Annotated in this window: 23 protein-coding genes; 2 read left to right on the top strand and 21 right to left on the bottom strand. The window is 57.7% G+C overall.

Annotation, left to right across the window (positions count from 1 at the left end; all coding sequences use genetic code 11):
* Positions 1-91 precede the first annotated feature (91 nt).
* The gene (locus V2P20_RS19905; RefSeq protein WP_331821467.1) at positions 92-1,006 is read right to left on the bottom strand and encodes a DMT family transporter; all 915 of its coding nucleotides are present in this window, start codon (positions 1,004-1,006) and stop codon (positions 92-94) included.
* A 172-nt stretch (positions 1,007-1,178) separates the two neighbouring features.
* Between V2P20_RS19905 and V2P20_RS19900 the strand changes: the two genes are divergently transcribed.
* Positions 1,179-1,409 carry a hypothetical protein gene (locus V2P20_RS19900; RefSeq protein WP_331821465.1) on the top strand — a complete coding sequence of 77 codons (231 nt, stop codon included), beginning with the start codon at positions 1,179-1,181 and terminating at the stop codon, positions 1,407-1,409.
* A 25-nt stretch (positions 1,410-1,434) separates the two neighbouring features.
* Here the strand turns inward: V2P20_RS19900 and V2P20_RS19895 are convergent, their stop codons facing one another.
* The gene (locus V2P20_RS19895; protein WP_331821463.1) at positions 1,435-2,124 is read right to left on the bottom strand and encodes an O-methyltransferase; all 690 of its coding nucleotides are present in this window, start codon (positions 2,122-2,124) and stop codon (positions 1,435-1,437) included.
* Between the two features lie 208 nt (positions 2,125-2,332).
* On the opposite strand from V2P20_RS19895, the gene V2P20_RS19890 reads away from it, so the two are divergent.
* A complete protein-coding gene (locus tag V2P20_RS19890; RefSeq protein WP_331821461.1) occupies positions 2,333-3,199 on the top strand; it encodes a helix-hairpin-helix domain-containing protein in 867 nt (288 codons plus the stop codon).
* Between the two features lie 214 nt (positions 3,200-3,413).
* Here the strand turns inward: V2P20_RS19890 and hypF are convergent, their stop codons facing one another.
* From hypF to V2P20_RS19795, 19 genes are all read right to left on the bottom strand, one after another.
* The gene (gene hypF, locus V2P20_RS19885) at positions 3,414-5,738 is read right to left on the bottom strand and encodes a carbamoyltransferase HypF (protein ID WP_331821459.1); all 2,325 of its coding nucleotides are present in this window, start codon (positions 5,736-5,738) and stop codon (positions 3,414-3,416) included.
* The gene (hypE, locus tag V2P20_RS19880) at positions 5,738-6,781 is read right to left on the bottom strand and encodes a hydrogenase expression/formation protein HypE (protein WP_331821457.1); all 1,044 of its coding nucleotides are present in this window, start codon (positions 6,779-6,781) and stop codon (positions 5,738-5,740) included. Before hypE ends, hypF begins: the two co-directional genes overlap by 1 nt.
* 131 nt (positions 6,782-6,912) lie before the next feature.
* A complete protein-coding gene (gene hypD / locus V2P20_RS19875; protein ID WP_331821455.1) occupies positions 6,913-8,028 on the bottom strand; it encodes a hydrogenase formation protein HypD in 1,116 nt (371 codons plus the stop codon).
* On the bottom strand, positions 8,025-8,255 hold the full coding sequence (locus V2P20_RS19870) for a HypC/HybG/HupF family hydrogenase formation chaperone (protein ID WP_194969981.1): 231 nt from the start codon (positions 8,253-8,255) through the stop codon (positions 8,025-8,027). Before V2P20_RS19870 ends, hypD begins: the two co-directional genes overlap by 4 nt.
* A gap of 124 nt (positions 8,256-8,379) precedes the next feature.
* Entirely contained in the window at positions 8,380-9,180 is an 801-nt protein-coding gene (hypB, locus tag V2P20_RS19865) for a hydrogenase nickel incorporation protein HypB (RefSeq protein ID WP_331821452.1), read from the bottom strand.
* Positions 9,180-9,521: a hydrogenase maturation nickel metallochaperone HypA gene (gene hypA, locus V2P20_RS19860; protein ID WP_331821595.1), complete on the bottom strand. Its 342-nt coding sequence runs from the start codon at positions 9,519-9,521 to the stop codon at positions 9,180-9,182. The genes hypB and hypA overlap by 1 nt, the downstream gene beginning before the upstream one ends.
* A 119-nt stretch (positions 9,522-9,640) precedes the next feature.
* A complete protein-coding gene (locus tag V2P20_RS19855; RefSeq protein ID WP_331821450.1) occupies positions 9,641-10,834 on the bottom strand; it encodes a Ni,Fe-hydrogenase I large subunit in 1,194 nt (397 codons plus the stop codon).
* Positions 10,831-11,295, bottom strand: coding sequence for a [NiFe]-hydrogenase assembly chaperone HybE (gene hybE / locus V2P20_RS19850; protein WP_331821448.1), 465 nt, complete (start codon positions 11,293-11,295; stop codon positions 10,831-10,833). The genes V2P20_RS19855 and hybE overlap by 4 nt, the downstream gene beginning before the upstream one ends.
* A 2-nt stretch (positions 11,296-11,297) precedes the next feature.
* Positions 11,298-11,519, bottom strand: coding sequence for a rubredoxin (locus tag V2P20_RS19845; protein WP_194969986.1), 222 nt, complete (start codon positions 11,517-11,519; stop codon positions 11,298-11,300).
* Positions 11,516-12,364 carry a hydrogenase expression/formation protein gene (locus tag V2P20_RS19840; protein ID WP_331821445.1) on the bottom strand — a complete coding sequence of 283 codons (849 nt, stop codon included), beginning with the start codon at positions 12,362-12,364 and terminating at the stop codon, positions 11,516-11,518. The genes V2P20_RS19845 and V2P20_RS19840 overlap by 4 nt, the downstream gene beginning before the upstream one ends.
* A gap of 96 nt (positions 12,365-12,460) precedes the next feature.
* A complete protein-coding gene (locus V2P20_RS19835; protein ID WP_331821443.1) occupies positions 12,461-12,883 on the bottom strand; it encodes a hydrogenase in 423 nt (140 codons plus the stop codon).
* Positions 12,880-13,176, bottom strand: a complete 297-nt coding sequence (locus V2P20_RS19830) for a HypC/HybG/HupF family hydrogenase formation chaperone (RefSeq protein WP_331821441.1) — start codon at positions 13,174-13,176, stop codon at positions 12,880-12,882. The genes V2P20_RS19835 and V2P20_RS19830 overlap by 4 nt, the downstream gene beginning before the upstream one ends.
* A complete protein-coding gene (locus V2P20_RS19825; RefSeq protein WP_331821439.1) occupies positions 13,176-13,847 on the bottom strand; it encodes a HyaD/HybD family hydrogenase maturation endopeptidase in 672 nt (223 codons plus the stop codon). Before V2P20_RS19825 ends, V2P20_RS19830 begins: the two co-directional genes overlap by 1 nt.
* Positions 13,848-13,849: 2 nt before the next feature.
* Positions 13,850-14,554, bottom strand: coding sequence for a Ni/Fe-hydrogenase, b-type cytochrome subunit (gene cybH / locus V2P20_RS19820; protein WP_331821438.1), 705 nt, complete (start codon positions 14,552-14,554; stop codon positions 13,850-13,852).
* A 9-nt stretch (positions 14,555-14,563) separates the two neighbouring features.
* A complete protein-coding gene (locus V2P20_RS19815; RefSeq protein WP_331821436.1) occupies positions 14,564-15,292 on the bottom strand; it encodes a HupE/UreJ family protein in 729 nt (242 codons plus the stop codon).
* A 9-nt stretch (positions 15,293-15,301) separates the two neighbouring features.
* Entirely contained in the window at positions 15,302-17,098 is a 1,797-nt protein-coding gene (locus tag V2P20_RS19810) for a nickel-dependent hydrogenase large subunit (RefSeq protein ID WP_331821434.1), read from the bottom strand.
* Complete coding sequence (locus V2P20_RS19805) at positions 17,095-18,174, bottom strand: hydrogenase small subunit (RefSeq protein WP_331821432.1); 1,080 nt, start codon at positions 18,172-18,174, stop codon at positions 17,095-17,097. Before V2P20_RS19805 ends, V2P20_RS19810 begins: the two co-directional genes overlap by 4 nt.
* 420 nt (positions 18,175-18,594) lie before the next feature.
* Positions 18,595-18,903: a hypothetical protein gene (locus V2P20_RS19800; RefSeq protein WP_331821430.1), complete on the bottom strand. Its 309-nt coding sequence runs from the start codon at positions 18,901-18,903 to the stop codon at positions 18,595-18,597.
* Positions 18,904-19,029: 126 nt separating this feature from the next.
* The coding region (locus V2P20_RS19795) for a hypothetical protein (protein ID WP_331821428.1) at positions 19,030-19,270 on the bottom strand (241 nt) is incomplete at its 5' end.

Genomic DNA, 19,270 nt, shown 5'->3' with positions numbered 1-19,270 from the left:
TTCATTTCAGCTTCTCCTGTTAAGTTCATGAATTGAGCTTCAATTATTAAAGACAGATAGCCGGCCGGATTAGTTTCGGACGGGCAAGCTGTCATGCCGAAGAACGCAGGCGCTTTGTCGTCGTTTTTCTGACCAGATAACCCACTATTCTGTCGAAATACTCATGCATGAACAGCGCGGATAAGATCAGCACCGTGCCGGCTGCGATTTTTATGGTCAGCGGCTCATGGTTGACCGTATGGCCCAGCATGAGCGCGAGCACCGGCGAGAGCAGCGTAATCAGGGCGACGCGCGTTGCGGCCAAGTGAGCCAGCACATAGTAATAAAGCACGAAGCCGATGGTCGTCGCAATGACGCCCAGATAGATGGTTGAAGCCAGACTGGCAAGCGGCAATGACGCCGGCCATTGCCCGTCCGCCAGCCACCAGGTCAGCCAATAAGCCGGCACGGCCAGCAGCAGGCCGCCGGCCACCTGCGACAATGCCGGCAGTTTCGCCTGAATGCGCTGCACCCAGACGGCGCTGGCCGATTGCAGAAGGGCGGCAACCAGCACGCCGGCAATGCCCAGCGCTGCCTCCTGTCCGAGTTGCAAGGCTGAACCGAACATGACAGCCAGGCCGCCGACACCGAAACCGTAAGACATCAATTTTCCTGGCGTCAGACTGCGTTCCTTTAGCCATATCGCGGACAGCAACGCCGTGATCAACGGCGACAAGCCGAATATCACCGAAACCCAGCCGGAAGGAATGAACTGTGCGGCCCAGTAAACCGCCAGCATGGAGCAATAGATTTGCAGGGCCACAGCCAGATAAGTCCGCCTGGCCTTGCTATGCCAGGCCAGGCGCTGCCGCCTGAGCAACAGCAGCATGGCCACGCAGACGATGCCGATGCTCATGCGGCCTGTCGCACCGAGCAAAAAGCCCGGACCTTCTCCGCTCCATTTGATAGCCAGCGGCGTAGTGGCCCAGATTAAAATGATACTGATGTAGGCTAGAAGGATGCGCATCAGATTAAATTGTTGATGGTAAACAGGTTGTCAGACATTCTATTCAAGGTGGAAAAGATTGATAGGAAGGGTTTAAATAAACTCTCTTTAATCAGGAACTTGATGTTTTTTTGAGTTTCCAATAACCATAAAATTTATCCAGACCACAATCTGCATAAAGTAGGTGATCAAGATGGCGATACGCAACACGAAAATAACCGAGTCCAGTTATGAAGCCGCTCGCGAGTATTTGCAACGACAACTGGAAGTCCATTCCTGGTGGCCCACGGAGCAGCCCGGGCTGGCCCGGCAAGAGTTCAAACTGATGCAAGGCGATCCGCGCGCGCTTAATGTCTGGTGCAAAAAATGGCTTGATTCCGGACAGATGCGGCAGCTGTCCAAGGCCATGCAGAACCATGATTGAACAGTCAGCCATCTTTGTCTTGCTTTCAAGCCGTCTTTTTACGCGCGACGAGCACGCCGTCCCGTGTCGGGTTGATAAAACTGTCAAAATCGGGATCGTTGAAGATTAACAGATTGTGCTCCTGTATGGCCTCGGTCCAGCCCGGTACGATGTCGACAAAGTTTTCCGCGGCCACGCGCCCATGCCAGAGCACATTATCGGCGATATACAGGCCGCCGGGGCGGATGCGGTCTCTGGCCATTCTCCAGACTTCCGGATAATCGCCCTTGTCGACGTCGTTATAGCAGATATCGAACAACCCTTCGGTTTGCGCGAAGATATCCTGCGCGAAGCCGGTACGGAAATCAATCCTGTCCCATAAACCAGCGGCGCTGAGATAGCCCTGCGCTTTCTGACGGTTGACGGCATCGCCGTCGCTGCAGATCACCCTGCCTTCAAGGCCTGTCGCGCGCGCAAACCAGTAAGCCGAATAGCCGTAACCGCTGCCGAATTCGAATACGCGCCGGGCGCCGATGCTTTTCGCCAGCGTTTCCAGAAAAATCCCCACCAGACGGTCGACGATAGGGAAATTATTCAGCCTCGCGTACTCTTCCATCTCGGCCAACACCGGATGATCGGTAGGGCCGGTCAGGCTGCGCATATAGTTCTCGATGGCCGGATTAACCGGAACGATAACGGAGGGATTGGATATAGTGGGTGATTGCCTGTTGGCCATTATCTGTGCCTCGCTGTGAAATGATGGGTTTAATCGTATTTTATTATTTCTGATGCTATGCGGTAAATTTGCTCATCAAAGCTTCAATCTGACACTGTAAGGCCCCGGTTCGTTTTGCAGTCCGTAAAAATTAATGCCGTTCTCGCTACGATCAGAACTTAAAGCAGCGATTCAAAGTCACAGGCCATAATGGCCGGAGGGTTGCTTTATGGTAAATAAAGAAGTTTCCGATAGATTGAGAGAGATTGCCAGACTGCTTGAAGAGCAGAGGGCCAATCCGTTTCGTTCGACCGCCTACCTGCGGGCCGCGATCACGATTGACGAACTCGACCGGCCGGTGTCCGATTTCGTCGAAAAGGAGGGCATCGATGGCCTGGACGCACTGCCCGGCATCGGCGCGGGCATTGCCCGCTCGATCTGCGAATACGTGACCACAGGCCGTATGAGCCGGCTGGACAGCCTGAGAACCGGCCATGATCCCATCGAGCTGTTTGAACAGATTCCGGGCATCGGCCCGACCCTGGCGCACCGGCTGATAGAAACGCTGCATGTCGATACGCTGGAGGAACTGGAAATAGCCGCGCATGACGGGCGGCTGGCGGCCGTGCCGGGCTTTAGCAGGAACAAAACCGAGATGATCCAGGCTTGGCTGGACCGCATCCTGGGCTATCGCCGTCCACGCAAAAGACTGCAAGCGCCTGCCGTCGAGGTGCCGATTGAATTGCTGCTGGAAATCGATTTTCTCTACCTGACCAAAGCCGACGAGGAAGAACTGCCGAAAATCGCGCCCAGGCGCTTCAATCCGTCCGGCGAAGCCTGGCTGCCGATCATGCACAAAACCCGCAGCGGCTGGCATTTTACGGCCCTGTACTCGAACACGCCGCGCGCCCATCAGCTCAACCAGGTCAAGGACTGGGTCGTCATTTACTTTTATGACGACCAGCATCATGAAGGGCAATATACCGTCGTTACCGAAACCAAAGGCCCGCTGCAAGGCAAGCGCGTCGTCCGGGGCCGGGAGCGCGAATGCCGCGAATATTATGCCCAGAGGTCGTCCGCTTTGAATGCGGGCTGATTGCTGAACCGGATCAAACCGTAATTTTTCACTGATGAGCAACTGTAGGGTCGAATTCATTCGACCCGAAGCACAGCTATTTGGTTAAGTGCGAAGGAATTCGCACCTACGCGTGCGCATCACTATTCAGGACAAGGTGCTGCGAGTTGAATGAAGAATCTGTCGCCAGAACGGCAAACAGGATAAAAAACAGCCCATGCGTAACATCAGTTCTTCACCTCCCCGCAATGCTTCGCGCAGCGGCAATCACGGCTTGCCCCAATGCCAGGCCGCCATCGTTCAGCGGATAGCGTTGCGGCGACAGGACGGTTTTGCCGTTCTGCCGTAATTGCTGAGATACCGCTTCCAGCAGCAGCCGGTTCTGGAATACGCCGCCGCTGAGCACAATACGGTCCGTGCCAGCCTGGCGGCAGAGCCGGTTCAGCAGTTCGACGGTCGCAGCGATCAGGCTATGATGAATGCGGGCGGCGATGCGGGCTTTATCCGTGCCGCAGTCGAGATCGGTCAGAACGGCTTGCCACAAGCCTTGCCAGCTTAACACCAACAGGCCGCCGCCGTTATCGGTAGCCCAGGCTTGCGGGTAGGGCTGTTCGTCGGCAAACAGCGGCGCTGCCAGTGTTTCCAGCGCAATCGCGGCCTGGCCTTCGTAATGAACCTGTTCGCCGTGCAGATCCAGCGCGGCGGCAAAGGCGTCGAACCAGCGGCCGCAGGAACTGCTGGGCGGCGAGTTGAGATTTCTGGCAATCATCGTCGCCAGCGTGCCTAGCGGTTTGCCGGCCAGCAATTTGATGATATTCAGTTCGGCGAATTCCTGGCGCAGCAACGGCCAGTCGAAATAATGCCGCAGTTGCGCATAAGCGTTGCGCCAAGGTTCGCGCATGGCCTGGACGCCGCCGGGCAGGGCAATGGGCTGGAAATGGCCGAGACGGGTGCAGTTCCGGTAATCGGCCAGCAAAAATTCGCCGCCCCATAACGTACCGTCATCGCCCAGACCTAAGCCATCGAAGATCGCGCCCAACACCGGGCGCGTGTCCAGGGGCACGCCATGCTCGGCCAGACAGGCGGCCAGATGGGCATGATGATGCTGCACGGCGACCAACTGCGCCTGCTCGGTTGCCGCCAAGGATCGTCCGTATTGCGTGGATAGATAATCAGGATGCAGATCGACAGCGATGCGCTTGGGGTTAAAACCGAATAACTGCCGGTACAGCGCGACGGCATGACGGTAATCGTGCTGCACGGCAGCGTTTTCGAGATCTCCGATATGCTGGGAAACAACCGCCTGACCGTTCTTCAGCAGACAGAAACTGTTTTTCAATTCTGCGCCCATGGCCAGAATGTTATCGGCCGCTTCGAAACCGGCCGGCAAGGCCAGCGCTTCCGGGCTGTACCCTCGCGCCCGCCGCAGCAACCGGATGTCGCCGTCCATGATCCGAACCACCGAATCGTCCAGCCGGTTGACGATGGCCCGGTCGTGCAGCAGCCAATAATCGGCGATGCCGGCCAGCTCTGCCCGCGCTTCGTCGTTATCCGTGCATTGCGGCTCGTCGCTGATATTGCCGGAGGTCAGTACGATGGGCATGTCCAGTTCCTGCATCAGCAGACTATGCAAAGGCGTGTAAGGCAGCATGAAGCCCCGCTTATCGTCATCCGGCGCGATGCCGGGCGCCAGCGCCATGCCATGTGCGGCCAGCAATACGATCGGCGCGGCTTTGTCATGCAGAGCCCGCATTGCCTGTTCGTTCAGCCGGGCATGGCAGGCTATCGTTTCCGCATCGCGGGCCATTAATGCAAACGGTTTGGCATAGCGCCGCTTGCGTTGCCGCAGCCGCGCAACGGCTTTCGGATCGGCAGCATTGCAGGCCAGATGAAAACCGCCCAGGCCCTTGATCGCGACGATGAACCCCTGGCGGATCAGTTCGGCCGTGCGCATCAACGGGTCGATGCCATCCAGCGTTTGCCGGCTGCGATCCTCCAGCCACAGCCTGGGGCCGCAGTCGGGGCAGCAGTTAGCCTGGGCGTGGAAGCGGCGGTCGTTGGGGTCGTCATATTCCTGCCGGCAGCGCGGGCACATCACAAACTCCGCCATGCTGGTGCGGCAGCGGTCATAAGGCACACCCCGGATGATAGACAGCCGCGGGCCGCAATGCGTGCAATTGGTAAACGGATAGCGGTAGCGGCGATTGGCGGGGTCGGCGATTTCTGCCAGACAGTCGGGACAGGTGGCGGCATCGGCGGCGATCGGCGTTTGGGCGCGGTAGTCTTCGCGGCTGGCAACGATACGGAACTCGTCATCCGCCATTCCATTTAAATCCTGCACTTCGAGGCTGTCGAGCCGGGCCAGCGGCGGCAGTTGCAGCGGAATCCGGCGGACGAAGTCGTGCAGATCCGCCTCACTGCCGAAGGCGTGGATCATCACGCCCTCGGCGTCGTTCCACACCGAGCCGGTCAGCCCGCATAGCCGGGCCAGATGCCAGATCGCCGGCCGAAAGCCTACGCCCTGCACCACGCCGCGCGCCCGGATTGCCTTGCCGGGCATCAGCAGATGCGCGGCAATTGCTCGCCGACCGGCCAGTCGACGATGCGCCGCCCGCCGAAGGCCGTGGCCATCTGTACGAAGCCGTGCTCGTCGGCGATCACTTCGCCGATGATCGCGGCTTCGCGGCCCAGCGGGTGCCGTTGCATTACCGCCAGCAGGCGCTCGGCGGCATCGGGGGCGCAGATGCAGACCAGCTTGCCTTCGTTGGCGACATAGAGCGGGTCCAGGCCGAGGATTTCGCAGGCGGCTTTGACTTCCGCCTTTACAGGAATTCGCGTCTCGTCGATGACCATGCCGACTCCGGATTGCTGGGCCAGTTCGTTCAAGGCCGTTGCCAGGCCTCCGCGGGTCGGGTCGCGCAGGCAATGAATAGCGTCCGGCGCGGCCGACACCATCTCGGCGACCAGACCGTTCAGCGCGGCGGAGTCGGAGACGATGCTGGTGCCGAATTGCAGGTTTTCCCGTCCGGCCATAATGGCGACGCCGTGATCGCCGATTGAGCCGCTGACCAGAATCGCGCAGCCCGGCCGTGCGCGGTCGCCGGAAATAGTAACGCCTTCCGGCACGATGCCGACGCCGGTCGTGGTAATGAACACGCCGTCGCCCTTGCCGCGCTCCACGACTTTGGTATCGCCGGTGACGACAGGCGTGCCGGCCCGTTGCGCCGCGGCGGCCATGCTGACGACGATTTTTTCCAGATCAGCCAGCGGCAAGCCTTCTTCCAGGATGAATCCGGCCGCCAGATACAGCGGCCGAGCGCCGGACATTGCCACATCATTGACGGTGCCGTGCACCGCCAGCGAGCCGATATCGCCGCCCGGAAAAAACAGCGGCGATATCACATGGCCATCAGTGCTGATCACCAGCCGTCCCGCCGGTACGTTAAATAGCGCCTGATCGTTGCGCTGCCGCAGCAGGTCGTTGTCGAAATGCCTGACGAACAGCTCGTCGATCAGCTGAGCCATCGCCCGCCCGCCACCGCCGTGGCTTAGGTCGACTTTGCCGGTTGTCAGGTTTAGGGGGGAGGTGTAGGGTTTAGGCACTGGAATAGATTCCCATATTACAAAAGCCGCTATCGCGACGGATTAAAATTCCCCGAATTTGGAGACACGTAGGTCGGGTTAGCGTAGCGTAACCCGACACATCGGAGCGGCAAATGTCGGGTTACGCTACGCTAACCCGACCTACGGCTCAACCGCCCATATGACCAATATGCCGCACAAGCCCCTTCCGACGACACCATACAAGAGCCCATCGGATTTTCCGGCGTGCAAACCGTGCCCAGCAACTTGCAATCCTGCGGCTTTTTCGCGCCGCGCAGGATGGCTGGGCATTCGCAGCCTTTGACGTCGGCGGCCTGGATCGCGGGCAGGCTGAAGCGCTGCTCGGCGTCGAAGTCGGCGTAGTCGGTTTTCAGTCTCAATGCGCTGTCGGCGATCAGGCCCAGTCCGCGCCATTCGAATTGCGGCCGCAACTTGAATATTTCCCGCATCAGCGCTTGCGCTTTCAGGTTGCCTTGCCGGGTGACGGCGCGGCTGTACTCGTTTTCGACCTCATGCCGGCCTTCGTTGAGCTGGCGTATCAGCATCAGCGCCGACTGCATGACGTCCAGAGGTTCGAAACCGGCAATGACGACGGGTTTGGCATAGCGTTCGGCAAACGGCTCATAGGCCTGGCTGCCGATGACCGTGCTGACGTGGGAAGGCCCGAGAAAGGCATCAATCGCGACCGGCTGCGGCGCGTCCAGGATTGCCCGCATGGCAGCGGGCGTCAGCACGTGGTTGCAGAACACCGAGAAATTGGTCAAGCGTTCAGCCTGCGCCTGCTGTATCGCGACGGCAGTCGGCGGCGTCGTGGTTTCAAAACCGATGGCGAAAAACACCACGGGCCGACCCGGATTTTCGCGGGCGATTTTCAGGACGTCCTGCGTGGAATAAACCATGCGGATGTCGCAGCCGCCGGCCTTGGCTTTCAACAGGCTATTGCGCCCAGTGGCCGGCACCCGCATCAGGTCGGCATAGGTGCAGAGTATCACGTCATGCCGTTCGGCCAGCTGGATCGCATTGTCGATGCGGCCGGTCGGCAATACGCAGACCGGGCAACCGGGGCCGTGGATGAATTCGACATTGGCCGGCATCAGGTCCTGCACGCCGTAACGGAAAATGGCATGGGTATGGCCGCCGCAGAATTCCATCAATCGGTAGTGCCGGTCGGGATCGACAGTTTGCGCGATGGCCCGGGCCAGTTGCCGGGCCAGGTCTTGCTGTCGGAACTCGCTGATGTATTTCATGGGTTGAGCGTCAATCCGGCTTCGGCGAACAAGGCCAGGGTTTTCAGGGCTTCGTCCTCGTCGATTTTATTCAACGCGTAACCGACGTGCACCAGTACGTAGTCGCCGACAGCAACATCATCGACGAGGGCCAGCGACACTTCCACCCTGACATTGTCGACCGATGCGGTCGCTATGTTAGTGACGGGGTCGAGGGCGATGATTTGGGCGGGTAAAGCCAGACACATGAATTTCGGTTTCCTAAAATGTAGGGTACGCATTGCGTACCATTTTCAAATTGCCCATTAAAAGTTTCCGCGATGCCAAGGCAAAGCCAAAAGGTACGCGATGCGTACCCTACGGTAGCGAGCATTAAGCATATCCAATGCGCTGCAATTCCAATTCGGCCTTGAGCCAGCGCAGCCAGTTGTCCATGCCTTCGCCGGTCTTGGCCGACAATGACAGGACCTTGATGCGAGGATTGACCTGTTTCGCATACTGTATGCATTGCTCGCTGTCGAAATCCAGGTACGGCAGCAGGTCGGTCTTGTTCAAAATCATCAGGTCGGCGGCATGGAACATGTCGGGGTATTTGATCGGCTTGTCCTCGCCCTCGGTGACCGACAGGATCACCACTTTGTGCGCTTCGCCCAGATCGAACGACGAAGGGCAGACCAGATTGCCGACGTTTTCGATGAACAGCAGGCTATGGTCGCTCGGCTGCAGGCTTGCTAGCGCATGCCCGACGCGGTGCGCATCGAGATGGCAGCCTTTGCCGGTATTGATTTGCACCGCCTGCACGCCGGTGGCGCGGATGCGCTCGGCGTCGCGGGCGGTTTGTTGGTCCCCTTCGATCACGGCGATGTCGGCGTCGCCCTGCAGCCGGGCAATGGTTTCGGTCAACAGCGTGGTCTTGCCGGAGCCGGGGCTGGAGACCAGATTCAACGCCAGCATGCCGCGTTCATTGAAGTAGCGGCGGTTTTCGGCGGCATAACGGTTATTCTTGGCCAGAATATCCTGTTCGATCTGCACCATGCGCAGCCGGCTCAAACCCGGCGCATGGGCATGTGTCGCACCGTGTTCGTGGTCATGGTCGTGATGATGGTGATCATGGGAATGGCCATGATCGTGCGAGTGGGAATGGCCCTCGCCGCAGCCGCATACGCCGCACATTATTCTACCTCCAGTTCTTTGATTCGCATTTGATCGCCGCCATTGACCTGCAATTGATGACTGCCGCAGTGCGGGCATTGATCGTATAACTGCTGCACGGCCACATTGCGCCCGCACGGCAAACACCAGGCCTGGCCCGGCACTTCGATAATTTCAAGGCAGGCCTGGTCGGCCAGCGAACCTTGTACGACAATATCGAAACTGAAACGCAACGCCTCGATCTCGACGCCGGCAAGCGCTCCAATTTCCAGCCAGACCGTCTTGACTTTCCGGTATTGCTGGGCTTCCGCCTGTTGCTCCAGTATTTGTAAAACGCTTTCGCAAAGCGACAATTCATGCATGGCAATCCCTGCCATGCACCCTTCGGGTAAATGCAAATCCGCTCCCGGCGGATTTGTCATGCATGGCAATCCTTGCTATTTCACTTTGGGCTGGTGCAAACTTGTTCCAAACAGATTTGTTATGCATGGGCTTCTGCCTTATTATCGCTGTCCGTCAGCTTTAAATTGTAAAGTACGCAGGGGTCTACTGAGTTGATCAGAAGTTCCGCCTGCCGCCGCAGGTCGTTCGGGCCTTCGGCCTTCAAGTGTTTCAAGCCTTGGGCGACGACGCCTTCGGGATGGAAATTCCATTCGGTAGGCGCGGCGATTCGGTAATCATACACCCGCCCATGCCGCAGTTCCAGACGATGAATCAATAGGCCGCGCGCCGCCTGAAGCTGGGCCAGACCAATGCCGCCGGTGCTCGAGACGATTGCAGGGGCAGGCTTTTGCTCTATCCCACGGCTTAACCGCAGCGGTATCGCCGCCACTTCCAGCAAACGGGCCACGAAGCGCACCATCAGGCCGTTGCCGTAATGGTGTTGCAAGCCGGCGATGAGCGGATGCGAACGTTGCCGCGTCAATGGCGTCGTTTCAAAGCAGCGGCCTTGCCAGTGCGGCGCCCGGCAGAACGCCGCCAAATCTTCCTGCTGCATCTGCCGGTTCAAGGCATCCGCCTCGAGCTCGGGCAGACAGTCGACCTCGTTTTGTCCGATTGCCGTCCAGTTCCGGTTATACAAATCGTTCAGCAGGCAGGCCGGCAGCGCCTCGTTTTGGCTCAGCCAGTCGCAGAGCTGCGTTTCGCAAGCCAGCGTCCGAAAATCGGCAAGCCGGCCGTTAAAAATCGCGGCATCAATGAGCGCTTCCAATTCGGCTGTCAGTTGCGTCAATTGCACGGCATCGATGTCGAGGCAACTGTCGAGCTTGTATGCCTCGCCGTGCCGGAACAAATGCCGCTTGAAAAGCGCATCGAATTTAAGCAATGCCGCCAGGGCTTTTTTATCCGGGGGCAGTCCGATTAGGCCCGGCCAATCCAGCAGAATCCGCCAGGCGTGTTCGCGCAGAGTCTCCAGTTGCACCAGCAGGTCGCGGGCCGCATCGGACTCAGGCTCGGCTGTCATGCCCAGCGCGGCGCGGCAGGTCAGCAGGGCGACACAGGCTTGGGCATTGCCGCACAGCGTAAACAGCAGCGGTACGATGTCGAGGATCTGTTCCGGCGTTTTGCCGAGCAATACCAGGGGCGCTATGTCAGGCCGGGTGGATGCGATTCGCGCTCCGCTAGCCTGGCCGGCGCGGTGATACAATTCGATGTGGACAGTTCCGTCCGGCGTCATTTATGGCCTCCGAGAGCGCCGCGCAGCAGATCCCGGCGGCTGACAGTGCGCGGACTAGGAGTAGTCAGCAAGCCCTGCAAGGCGGCTTGTGCCGCCGTGAGCGCCATACCCTGATCCTCGAATTGAAACATTGGCGAGAACAAGGAACACTGTGCGTATGGGCCCAGCTGCGCTTCGCTGGCCAAAGTGAATTCGAAGGCGCCGTAGGGATAGCGCCGCACGAGTTTGCTGCCGGGAAGCTGCTTGCGCCAGTCGCTGTCCGGTCCCGGCAACAACAGCAGATTCATGAACCAGGGCGTGATCAACACGCCCAGCCAGTCTTCGTTAAAGCGAGTAAAGCCGACGGCCTGCACAGAGAGCGCGGGGTTAACAATAGGCACCTCGCGCAGGCGCGTTGCCAGAATACCGTTGAATACCGTTTCCAGCGTGCGGCTGATTTGTTCGCTATCCTGCCACTGCATGCTCAGTCGTCCAGCACCAGAAAATCCTGCTTCGGAGCGCCGCACTGCGGGCAGCTCCAGTGTACGGGCAACTGTGAAAAAGCCGTGCCGGGCTGTATTTGCCAGACCTCATCGCCGTCTGCCGGATCGTAGACATGCCAGCAGATTTTGCATTCCAACCGCGTTTCTGTCGGCAATCCCGAGGCATCGCCGCCAAAGGGGCCGGCGAAAAAGGCGGTGCTCATAAATACACCTTCAGTATTTCCTGCAGCCGCTCACGGCTGTCTTCTATGTCTTCCGGCGAGGCGCAGGCGACGCTGGGCACGTCGCTGACTTCCAGGGTATTGAGGATCAGGGTGTCCTGTGAATTGAAATATTGCACCCACCAGACGAAGCGGGTGCCGGTTGCGGTAATCCGGCAATTGCCGTAGCCTCGGGACAGTATCGTCACTGAGCCCCGGCCCAGGCGCTGTTCCAGAAACGCCAAATCCTGCTCGGTTTGCGGCAGCAGGCTCAAATTGATGATATGCGCCTCGTCGCCCGGCCGGTATTCGGCGATTTTGGCGTTGAGTTCGGCCAGCAGCGGCGGCGCGTTCATCACGCCCGGCGGCAACGCTGTCCAGCCGGTGTCGATTCGGCTGGCCGCGCCATTGAAAGCCGATTGAATTATTGGGCGCGGAATAATGCCGACTTCCACCGTATCGGCGATGATCTGCTGCCGGGTATCCAGTTGCTGCAAGCGCCAGACGCCTGCCAGCGCCGACTCCTGAATGCGGCTGTTTCGTTCGCCGGTGCAAATCAGGCTGACTTCGCCTTCGCCTAGCAGTTCGTTGATGAATTGCCGGTTGGGCTGATCCAGCGTTGTCAGGTCAATAGGCTCGGACACCGAAGGGAACGCAGCCAGATCCTGTTCCAGTTGCTGCAATATGTTTTTTGCCTGCGCCAGATCCGCCGGGTTTAAATCCATTGAGAGACTGGGCATGCTGTAGGTCGCCATTTCCTGCGGCATTTGCAGGTAGTCCAGCTCGATGCCGTCTTCTTCCGCAGGCTGGCTGCGTGGGCCGAAAATTGGGAGAGATAGTGAAGTCATTTTAATGTTTGCCGATATTCGGTTGCTTCTAAACGTAGGGTACGCACTGCGTACCTTTTCAAATTTTATTAGCTTGGAAGGTACGCGATGAGTACCCTACAAAGTTATCTTGCTGCAGACTTTGTCCAGATCGAAAACCGGCGGCTCGCCGGGTGTGGCGGCCAGAATCCGCGCGGTTTCCTGCCTGTATTCCTGCCAGTCCTTGATGCCGCTGATAGCGCCTAAATACTCGCCATTGCGCAAAAACACCAGCGATGGCCAACCGGTAAACCGAAAGCGCGCCTGCAGTTCCCGCTCTATGGGGCTGGCGATGACTGCAGCCTGCAGTCGGCCGCTGAAGGCTTTGATCAATTCCGGCAAAATTACCGCGACATCATTGCTTTCCGGAAAATGCAGCGGGTCGTTGCAGAAAAACAGCACGACAGTTTCGTGACCATAAACGAAATGATCGTAACTGTCCGCATCCAGAAGAGGATAGCCGTGTCGGGTTTGCAATTGGGCAATCAGTGGCGATGTCATGGTTTTAAAAACTCCGGCAATTGGGGTTCTCTGTCGACCAGGTCGGCAAATAAATGATTTATTTGGTTGTCGCCCTGCATCGCCAGATGCAGGGCTTCCAGCGCATCGGCGATCTGTTGGGCTTTTTGTTCGCTGAGCACTTCCCGGGCAGTGTCGAGAAAAACCAGCAGCCAGGTGCCTACCGGCTGCGGGCCGACCAGCATCATGTCGATCAAGCTTTCCTGGCCGCGGTAGATACAAAGCGCCGATTCGCCGCGAGGCTCGATAATTTGCATGGGGATGCCGATGCACATCAGTATTTGCCCCGGTAATCGATATCGACCTGCAAAGTGTTTTCGTCCGTAGGCTGCGGCGAGCGCACTTCAAACGCGTCGGACAGCAGGATGCGCTCGTCGCCGATGCGGCAGGCCTGGTCAGCCGTAGGGCGTTCCTGTTCGTAGCGCTGCATGTTCAGCACCGGGTCGGCCAGATCGTTTTCCGTGCCGGCGGTTTCAGCCGTAATGCCAAAAGCCTTCAGAAAGCCAAGCGCCATGTCGATCGCCGGCTGGATTTGCGCCTTGACCGATGGCCGCAAGCTGCCGCCGTAGTCGTCGAGTTCCTCAGGCTGTACGCCGACCAGCAGCAAGTGCCGGGGATAACTGCCCAGCATTTGCGCCATCGCCAGCACTTCCTGAAAGCCGGTTTGATGCAGACTCATTTTCTTGGCGCCGAGAAAATGCGGCACGTCATCATTTTCGATCCGTTTCAGCGTGCCGGGCGGCAAACCGTAATCGATCGCGTCGAATACGACCAGGACATCGGCGGCTTGCACATGTTCGACCAGATAAACGCCTTGCGTACCGCCGTCCATGACTTTGACCTGGTCGGGAAAGCGGTAGCGTTTTTGCAGGTGCTCGATCACGCGAACGCCGAAGCCTTCGTCGGCCCACAGCACATTGCCTATGCCTAATAGCAGAATGTTCATGGTCAATGGCTGCCGTCCAGCGGTTTATCATCCTTGAAAGTGCGCCAACCGGTGACCATTGTCGACAAAATGCTCTGCCGGGACAGTTTATCCTCGCGCACGGCGACGTAAATATGGATCAGCACGAAGCATATGATCAGCCACATGACCAGATGATGCCAGCTGTGCAGGCTTTGGCTGTCGCCGAAAACCGGCAGCACCCAACTGCTGAACAGCACGTATTGCCAGCTGTCTTGTCCAGTGCTTTCGCCGTATAGTGCAAAGCCGGTCACGATCATGAACAGCGTGCCCCAAACAAAGATGAAATGCATGGACAGCACAGCCAGGGGATTATGGCCGACATACTTGTGCGGCGTCTTGACCAGGAAGGCGTACCACAAGATTTCATGGCCGACGCCTTGCCAGAAATCGCGAGACAAGAGCGGCGGCAGGAAGATTTCCCGTGCATGCTCATTGCCGGCATAGGCCCAGTACAGCCGGAACAGCAGGCCGATTGCCAACAGGTAACCGGCGGCGAAATGCACGAACCTGAGGTAGCCCATCAGAAAGTGATCGGACGCTTCGCCGCCCACTGACGCGAGTGGATCAGCGATCAGGTAGCCGGTGATGATCAAGGCGACAATGAGCAGGGCGTTCAGGCCGTGCCATAGCCGTACCGGTTTTTCGTAGACATAAACGGGTTGAGATGTTGAAGTCGGCTCAGTCATGGTCGTTCCTTAGGCTGCGAACAGCAGCCAGACGCCGGTCAGGCCGGTCAGGGTGCCATAGACGCGGATCAAGCCGGCCGCATTGATGCGCCTGAAGAGCAAGCCCAAAGCTGATCCGGAAAAATGTAAAACCGCCGTGCCTGAGACAATCCCGGCGATATAGGAATAGGCCGATGCGGCAGCCGGCATTTCGCTGCCGTGCGCCAGTCCGTGCATGGCGGCAAAGATTGCAATCGACGTTAAGATGATTGCCTGACTGAATCTTCCTGGTTTCTGTGAGCCATGTTTTATCGTTCCCACGCTCCGGCGTGGGAACGCTGTGACAGACGCTCCAGCGTCCCGCACCCGCAACGCGGGAGCGTTGCAGACTGAATTTTCACGCCGGAGCGTGGGAACTATTGGAAAACTCAGCGCTATGCCGACCGGCAATAGCGAGACCAAAATAGCCGTTTCGACATAAGCGAAACCAATCCCGCTTAAACCCAGTAGCGCCCCTATCGCCATGAATAATAAAAACAATCCTATTGCTTGCTTGCTAAGCAAACGGCTTTGGCTGCTCGCCCATAATCCCAAACCCAACATCACCAGAAAATGGTCCAGGCCCAAAAACGGATGCTGGAAACCGTCGCTGAAACCGTCTGTAGGCAACAGGCCGGTATGCGCTGATGCAGCATGGGAAAATGCGGCCAGACCGGCTAACGATAAGCATTGCAATTTAATTCTGTTCAAACTGTTCATACATTTTCCTCAGCGTACTTTGACTTGGGTTAATTCGGCACCGTCCGGGCTGATGATATGCGTGGAACAGGCCAGGCAGGGATCGAAGCTGTGCAGGGTGCGCAGGATTTCCACGGGTTCTTCGGGACGTTCCACTTTGGTATTCAGCAAGGCCGCTTCGAACGCGCCGATATTGCCTTGTTCGTCGCGCGGCGAACCGTTCCAGGTGGTCGGCACCACGCATTGGTAGTTGGCGATTTTGGTATTTTCGATATGCAGCCAATGCCCCAGCGCGCCGCGCGGCGCTTCGGTAAACCCGACGCCTTTGACGCTGCTTGGCCAGGTTTCCGGGTCCCAGCGCTCGACGTTGGCGGTGGCCAGGTCGCCGGCCTTGATGTTGGCGATCATTTTGTCCATGAAATAGCGCATCTTGCCGGCCGCCCATTGCGCTTCCAGGCCGCGGGCCGCGGTTCTGCCCAGGGTCGAGAACAGGGCCGTGACCGGCACGTCCAGGGTTTTCAGGACGAAATCGATCTGCTCGGTGATTTCCTTGTTGCCTTGCGCATAGCCGATCACATAGCGCGCCAGGGGACCGACTTCCATCGCATGGCCGCGCCAGCGCGGGGCCTTGATCCAGGAGTATTTGGCGGACTCGTCCAGTTCCTCGATGTGGGTGCGGTTGCCTTTGGTTTTCGGTCCTATGCGGTAGTTGGGTTCGGTAACGCCGTCCCACGGATGCAGGCCCAGCGATTCGTCCGGATATTTGTACCAGGAGTGCGGCACGAATTCCTTGATCTGCTCGGGATCGGTCAGATCCACTTCATGGACTTTCGACAGATCGCCGTTGATGATCGCGCCGCGCGGCATCAGCAGGTTGGCCGCCGAGTAGTCGTTGGCGTTGTCGGGGATGTCGCCGTAGGACAGCAGGCTTTGCCCGGAAATGCCGCCGCCGTACAGCCAGCTTTTGTAAAACTGGGCGATGGACAGCAAATCGGGGATATAGACCTGATCGATAAAAGCGATGGTGCGATCGATGATCGATGACACCAGATTCAGCCGCTCCATGTTGATCGCTCCGCTGGCGCCGACGCCGTCGATGTTGATCGCGCACGGCACGCCGCCGACCAGCCAGTTCGGATGCGGGTCCTTGCCGCCGAAGATAGTGCGGATTTTCATGATGTCTTTTTGAAAGTCCAGGGCTTCCAGATAATGCGTCACCGCCATCAGATCGGCTTCCGGCGGCAGCAGATAGGCGGGATTGGTCCAATAGCCGTTTTTGAACGGACCCAACTGGCCGGATTCGACGAACTTCTTCAGGCGGTTTTGCGTGTCGCGGAAATAGCCCGGCGAGGATTTGGGATTGTGCGGCGAAATCGATTGCTGCAGCGCCGAGGTTGCGGCCGGATCGGCTTTCAGCGCATTGACCGGATTGACCCAGTCCAGCGCATGCAGATGATAAAAATGGACTAGGTGATCCTGCGTCTGCAGGCTTAATTGCATCAGGTTGCGGATCGAGTTGGCGTTTTCCGGAATTTTGATCTTCAGGGCATCTTCGACCGCGCGCACCGAGGTCAAGGCATGGGTGCCGGTGCAGACGCCGCAGATGCGCTGCACGAAAGCCCATGCATCGCGCGGGTCGCGGCCTTTCAGGATCACTTCCAGGCCGCGCCACATGGTGCCGCTGGAGACGGCGTTGCGGATGATGTTGTCGTCGTCGATATTGACTTCGCAGCGCATGTGGCCTTCGATGCGCGTGACCGGATCGACCACGACGCGGCGGCCGGCATCGTTCAGATGGAAGCCGTTGGGAGTGTTGCTGACTGTCATTGTTTTTCTGCTCCTGATTGTTTAGCCCGTTTCAGTGCCGTAAGGCCGGCATGGGCGGCAATGCCGGCGCCGACCACGGCCGCCGCGGTGCCGCCGACGGCGTCGGCGTTGGCTTCGATGCCGAATTGATTAATATCGGTGAGGCGCTCGTAGAAGCTGCCTTTATCCCAGAAACCGTCTTCAGAACAGCCGATGCAGCCGTGGCCGGCCTGAATCGGAAACGATACGCCTTCGTTCCAGCGTACCGTCGAGCAGGCGTTATAGGTGGTCGGCCCCTTGCAGCCCATTTTGTACAGGCAGTGGCCCTGGCGGGCGGCTTCGTCGTCCCAGTGCTCGACGAACTGGCCGGCGTCGAAATGCGGCCTTCTGTAGCATTTGTCGTGAATGCGCTGACTGTAGAACATCTGCGGACGGCCTTGCTTGTCCAGTGTCGGCAGTCTGTCGAAGGTCAGCAGATAGGCGACCACGGCAGTCATGACTTCGGCAATCGGCGGGCAGCCGGGGACTTTGATGATAGGTTTGTCGGCCAGACCCGGTACCTTATGCACCGGCGTCGCCCGGGTCGGATTGGGCTTGGCGGCCTGGACGCAGCCCCATGATGCGCAGGAGCCCCAGGAGATGATGGCTTTGCAGCTTTCCGCCGCGTATTTGAGCTGTTCGACGAAGGGCTTGCCGCCGATGATGCAGTACATGCCGTCCTCGGCCAGCGGCGGATTGCCTTCCACGGCCAGGATGTAGTTGCCTTTGTATTTTTCGACGATCTCGTCGATGATGGCTTCGGCGTTATGCCCGGCCGCCGCCATAATGGTATCGTCGTAATCCAGCGACAGCATCGACAAAATGACATCCTTGGCCAAAGGATGCCCGGAACGGATGAAGGATTCCGAACAACAGGTACACTCCAGACCATGCAGCCATAGCACCGGAATGCGCGGTTTGGTCTCCATCGCATGCGCGATTTTGGGGGCGAAAGCGGGAGAAAGACCTAATGAGGCAGCGGTTAAGCTGCAGAACTTGAGAAAACTGCGGCGCGTGATGCCCTGCCTGCGCATGACATCGTAAAAGGTTTCATTCATTCAGGAACTCCTGGCGTTATTATCCGGCTACTTGATGAACGCAAGGCCCAGATGCTCCCGAGCGTTCTTCAGCGCCTTTTTTTATCAACGCAGTGATCGGCGACACTGCTCCGCATGGCCTTTGCAACATCCGTACCGGATTGATGTCAGCCTAAAAAACCTTATAAATATTAAGGTAAATAATGTCAAGATGCTTTGAAAAAAATTAGTCAATGTCGGTTATGCGACAAATGCGACAAAGAAACCGGACAATTGTAGGGAATGGGACACACATCGGAAGAAGAGAGCATATATAAGCCTGGGTTCCATGCAATTTGAATCAGCGGTAGAGGAATAAATTGGGATGGCGTAAAGCTCACGAAGCCGCAGGTCGGGTTAGTGCATAAAAGTGTGGTATAACCCGACAAAGATGCTTTTAATTTACTCGGCCATTGTTGCTGCCAGACGATTCTCCAGTTCGGCAGCAACCAGGGTATCGTAATGGCGCCGCAAGACAGAATCGCTAGGGCGCGGCCCGAAGGAAGCCTCGATTTCACTTATCAGATGAGTCAGAAGACGATTTGATTCCTCGAGGATTCTCAACTCATAATCGGCCGTCGATTCCACTTGATTGGCGGCTGTGGATTGTTGGGAGGATTTCGAAAAATACGCCATGCTGTAACCTAATGGAAAAAAAGCGCATGTCGCCATTACAAACATGACGATAACAAGCAGAATGACTTCGAACATATCAATACCTCGCTACTGTTGGAAATGGTCCGGGCACACATATCGGATGGAGATCGGCAACCCGGCAATTCTCTATTTAGCAATTAAGATGCCATGCTGTTTTTTATCGTTAATACTGATTTTTTATTATGAATTTAGGGCTGCGATGGGCAAGGTCTGGTGGGTTTTTGAACAATTTGTCAGCAATCCATCAACACGGCAACTGGAACGGGCTGCGGCGTCCGAAAAATCCAATTGCAGGCCGGATATACAGGGCAAGCGCATATAAATTGTCATAAAAATCAGAGATACTGAGCATTTTGGAGAGCAAACAGTGGCCTTGAGTTTACAGGAAGTTTTTTCAACGCTGGAAGACCCACGGGTCGAA

It is taken from the genome of Methylobacter sp. Wu1 (assembly GCF_036553575.1).
Lineage (GTDB): Bacteria > Pseudomonadota > Gammaproteobacteria > Methylococcales > Methylomonadaceae > Methylobacter.
Note: the sequence above shows the minus strand (reverse complement) of the source record. Positions and strands in the feature narration are given on the sequence as shown.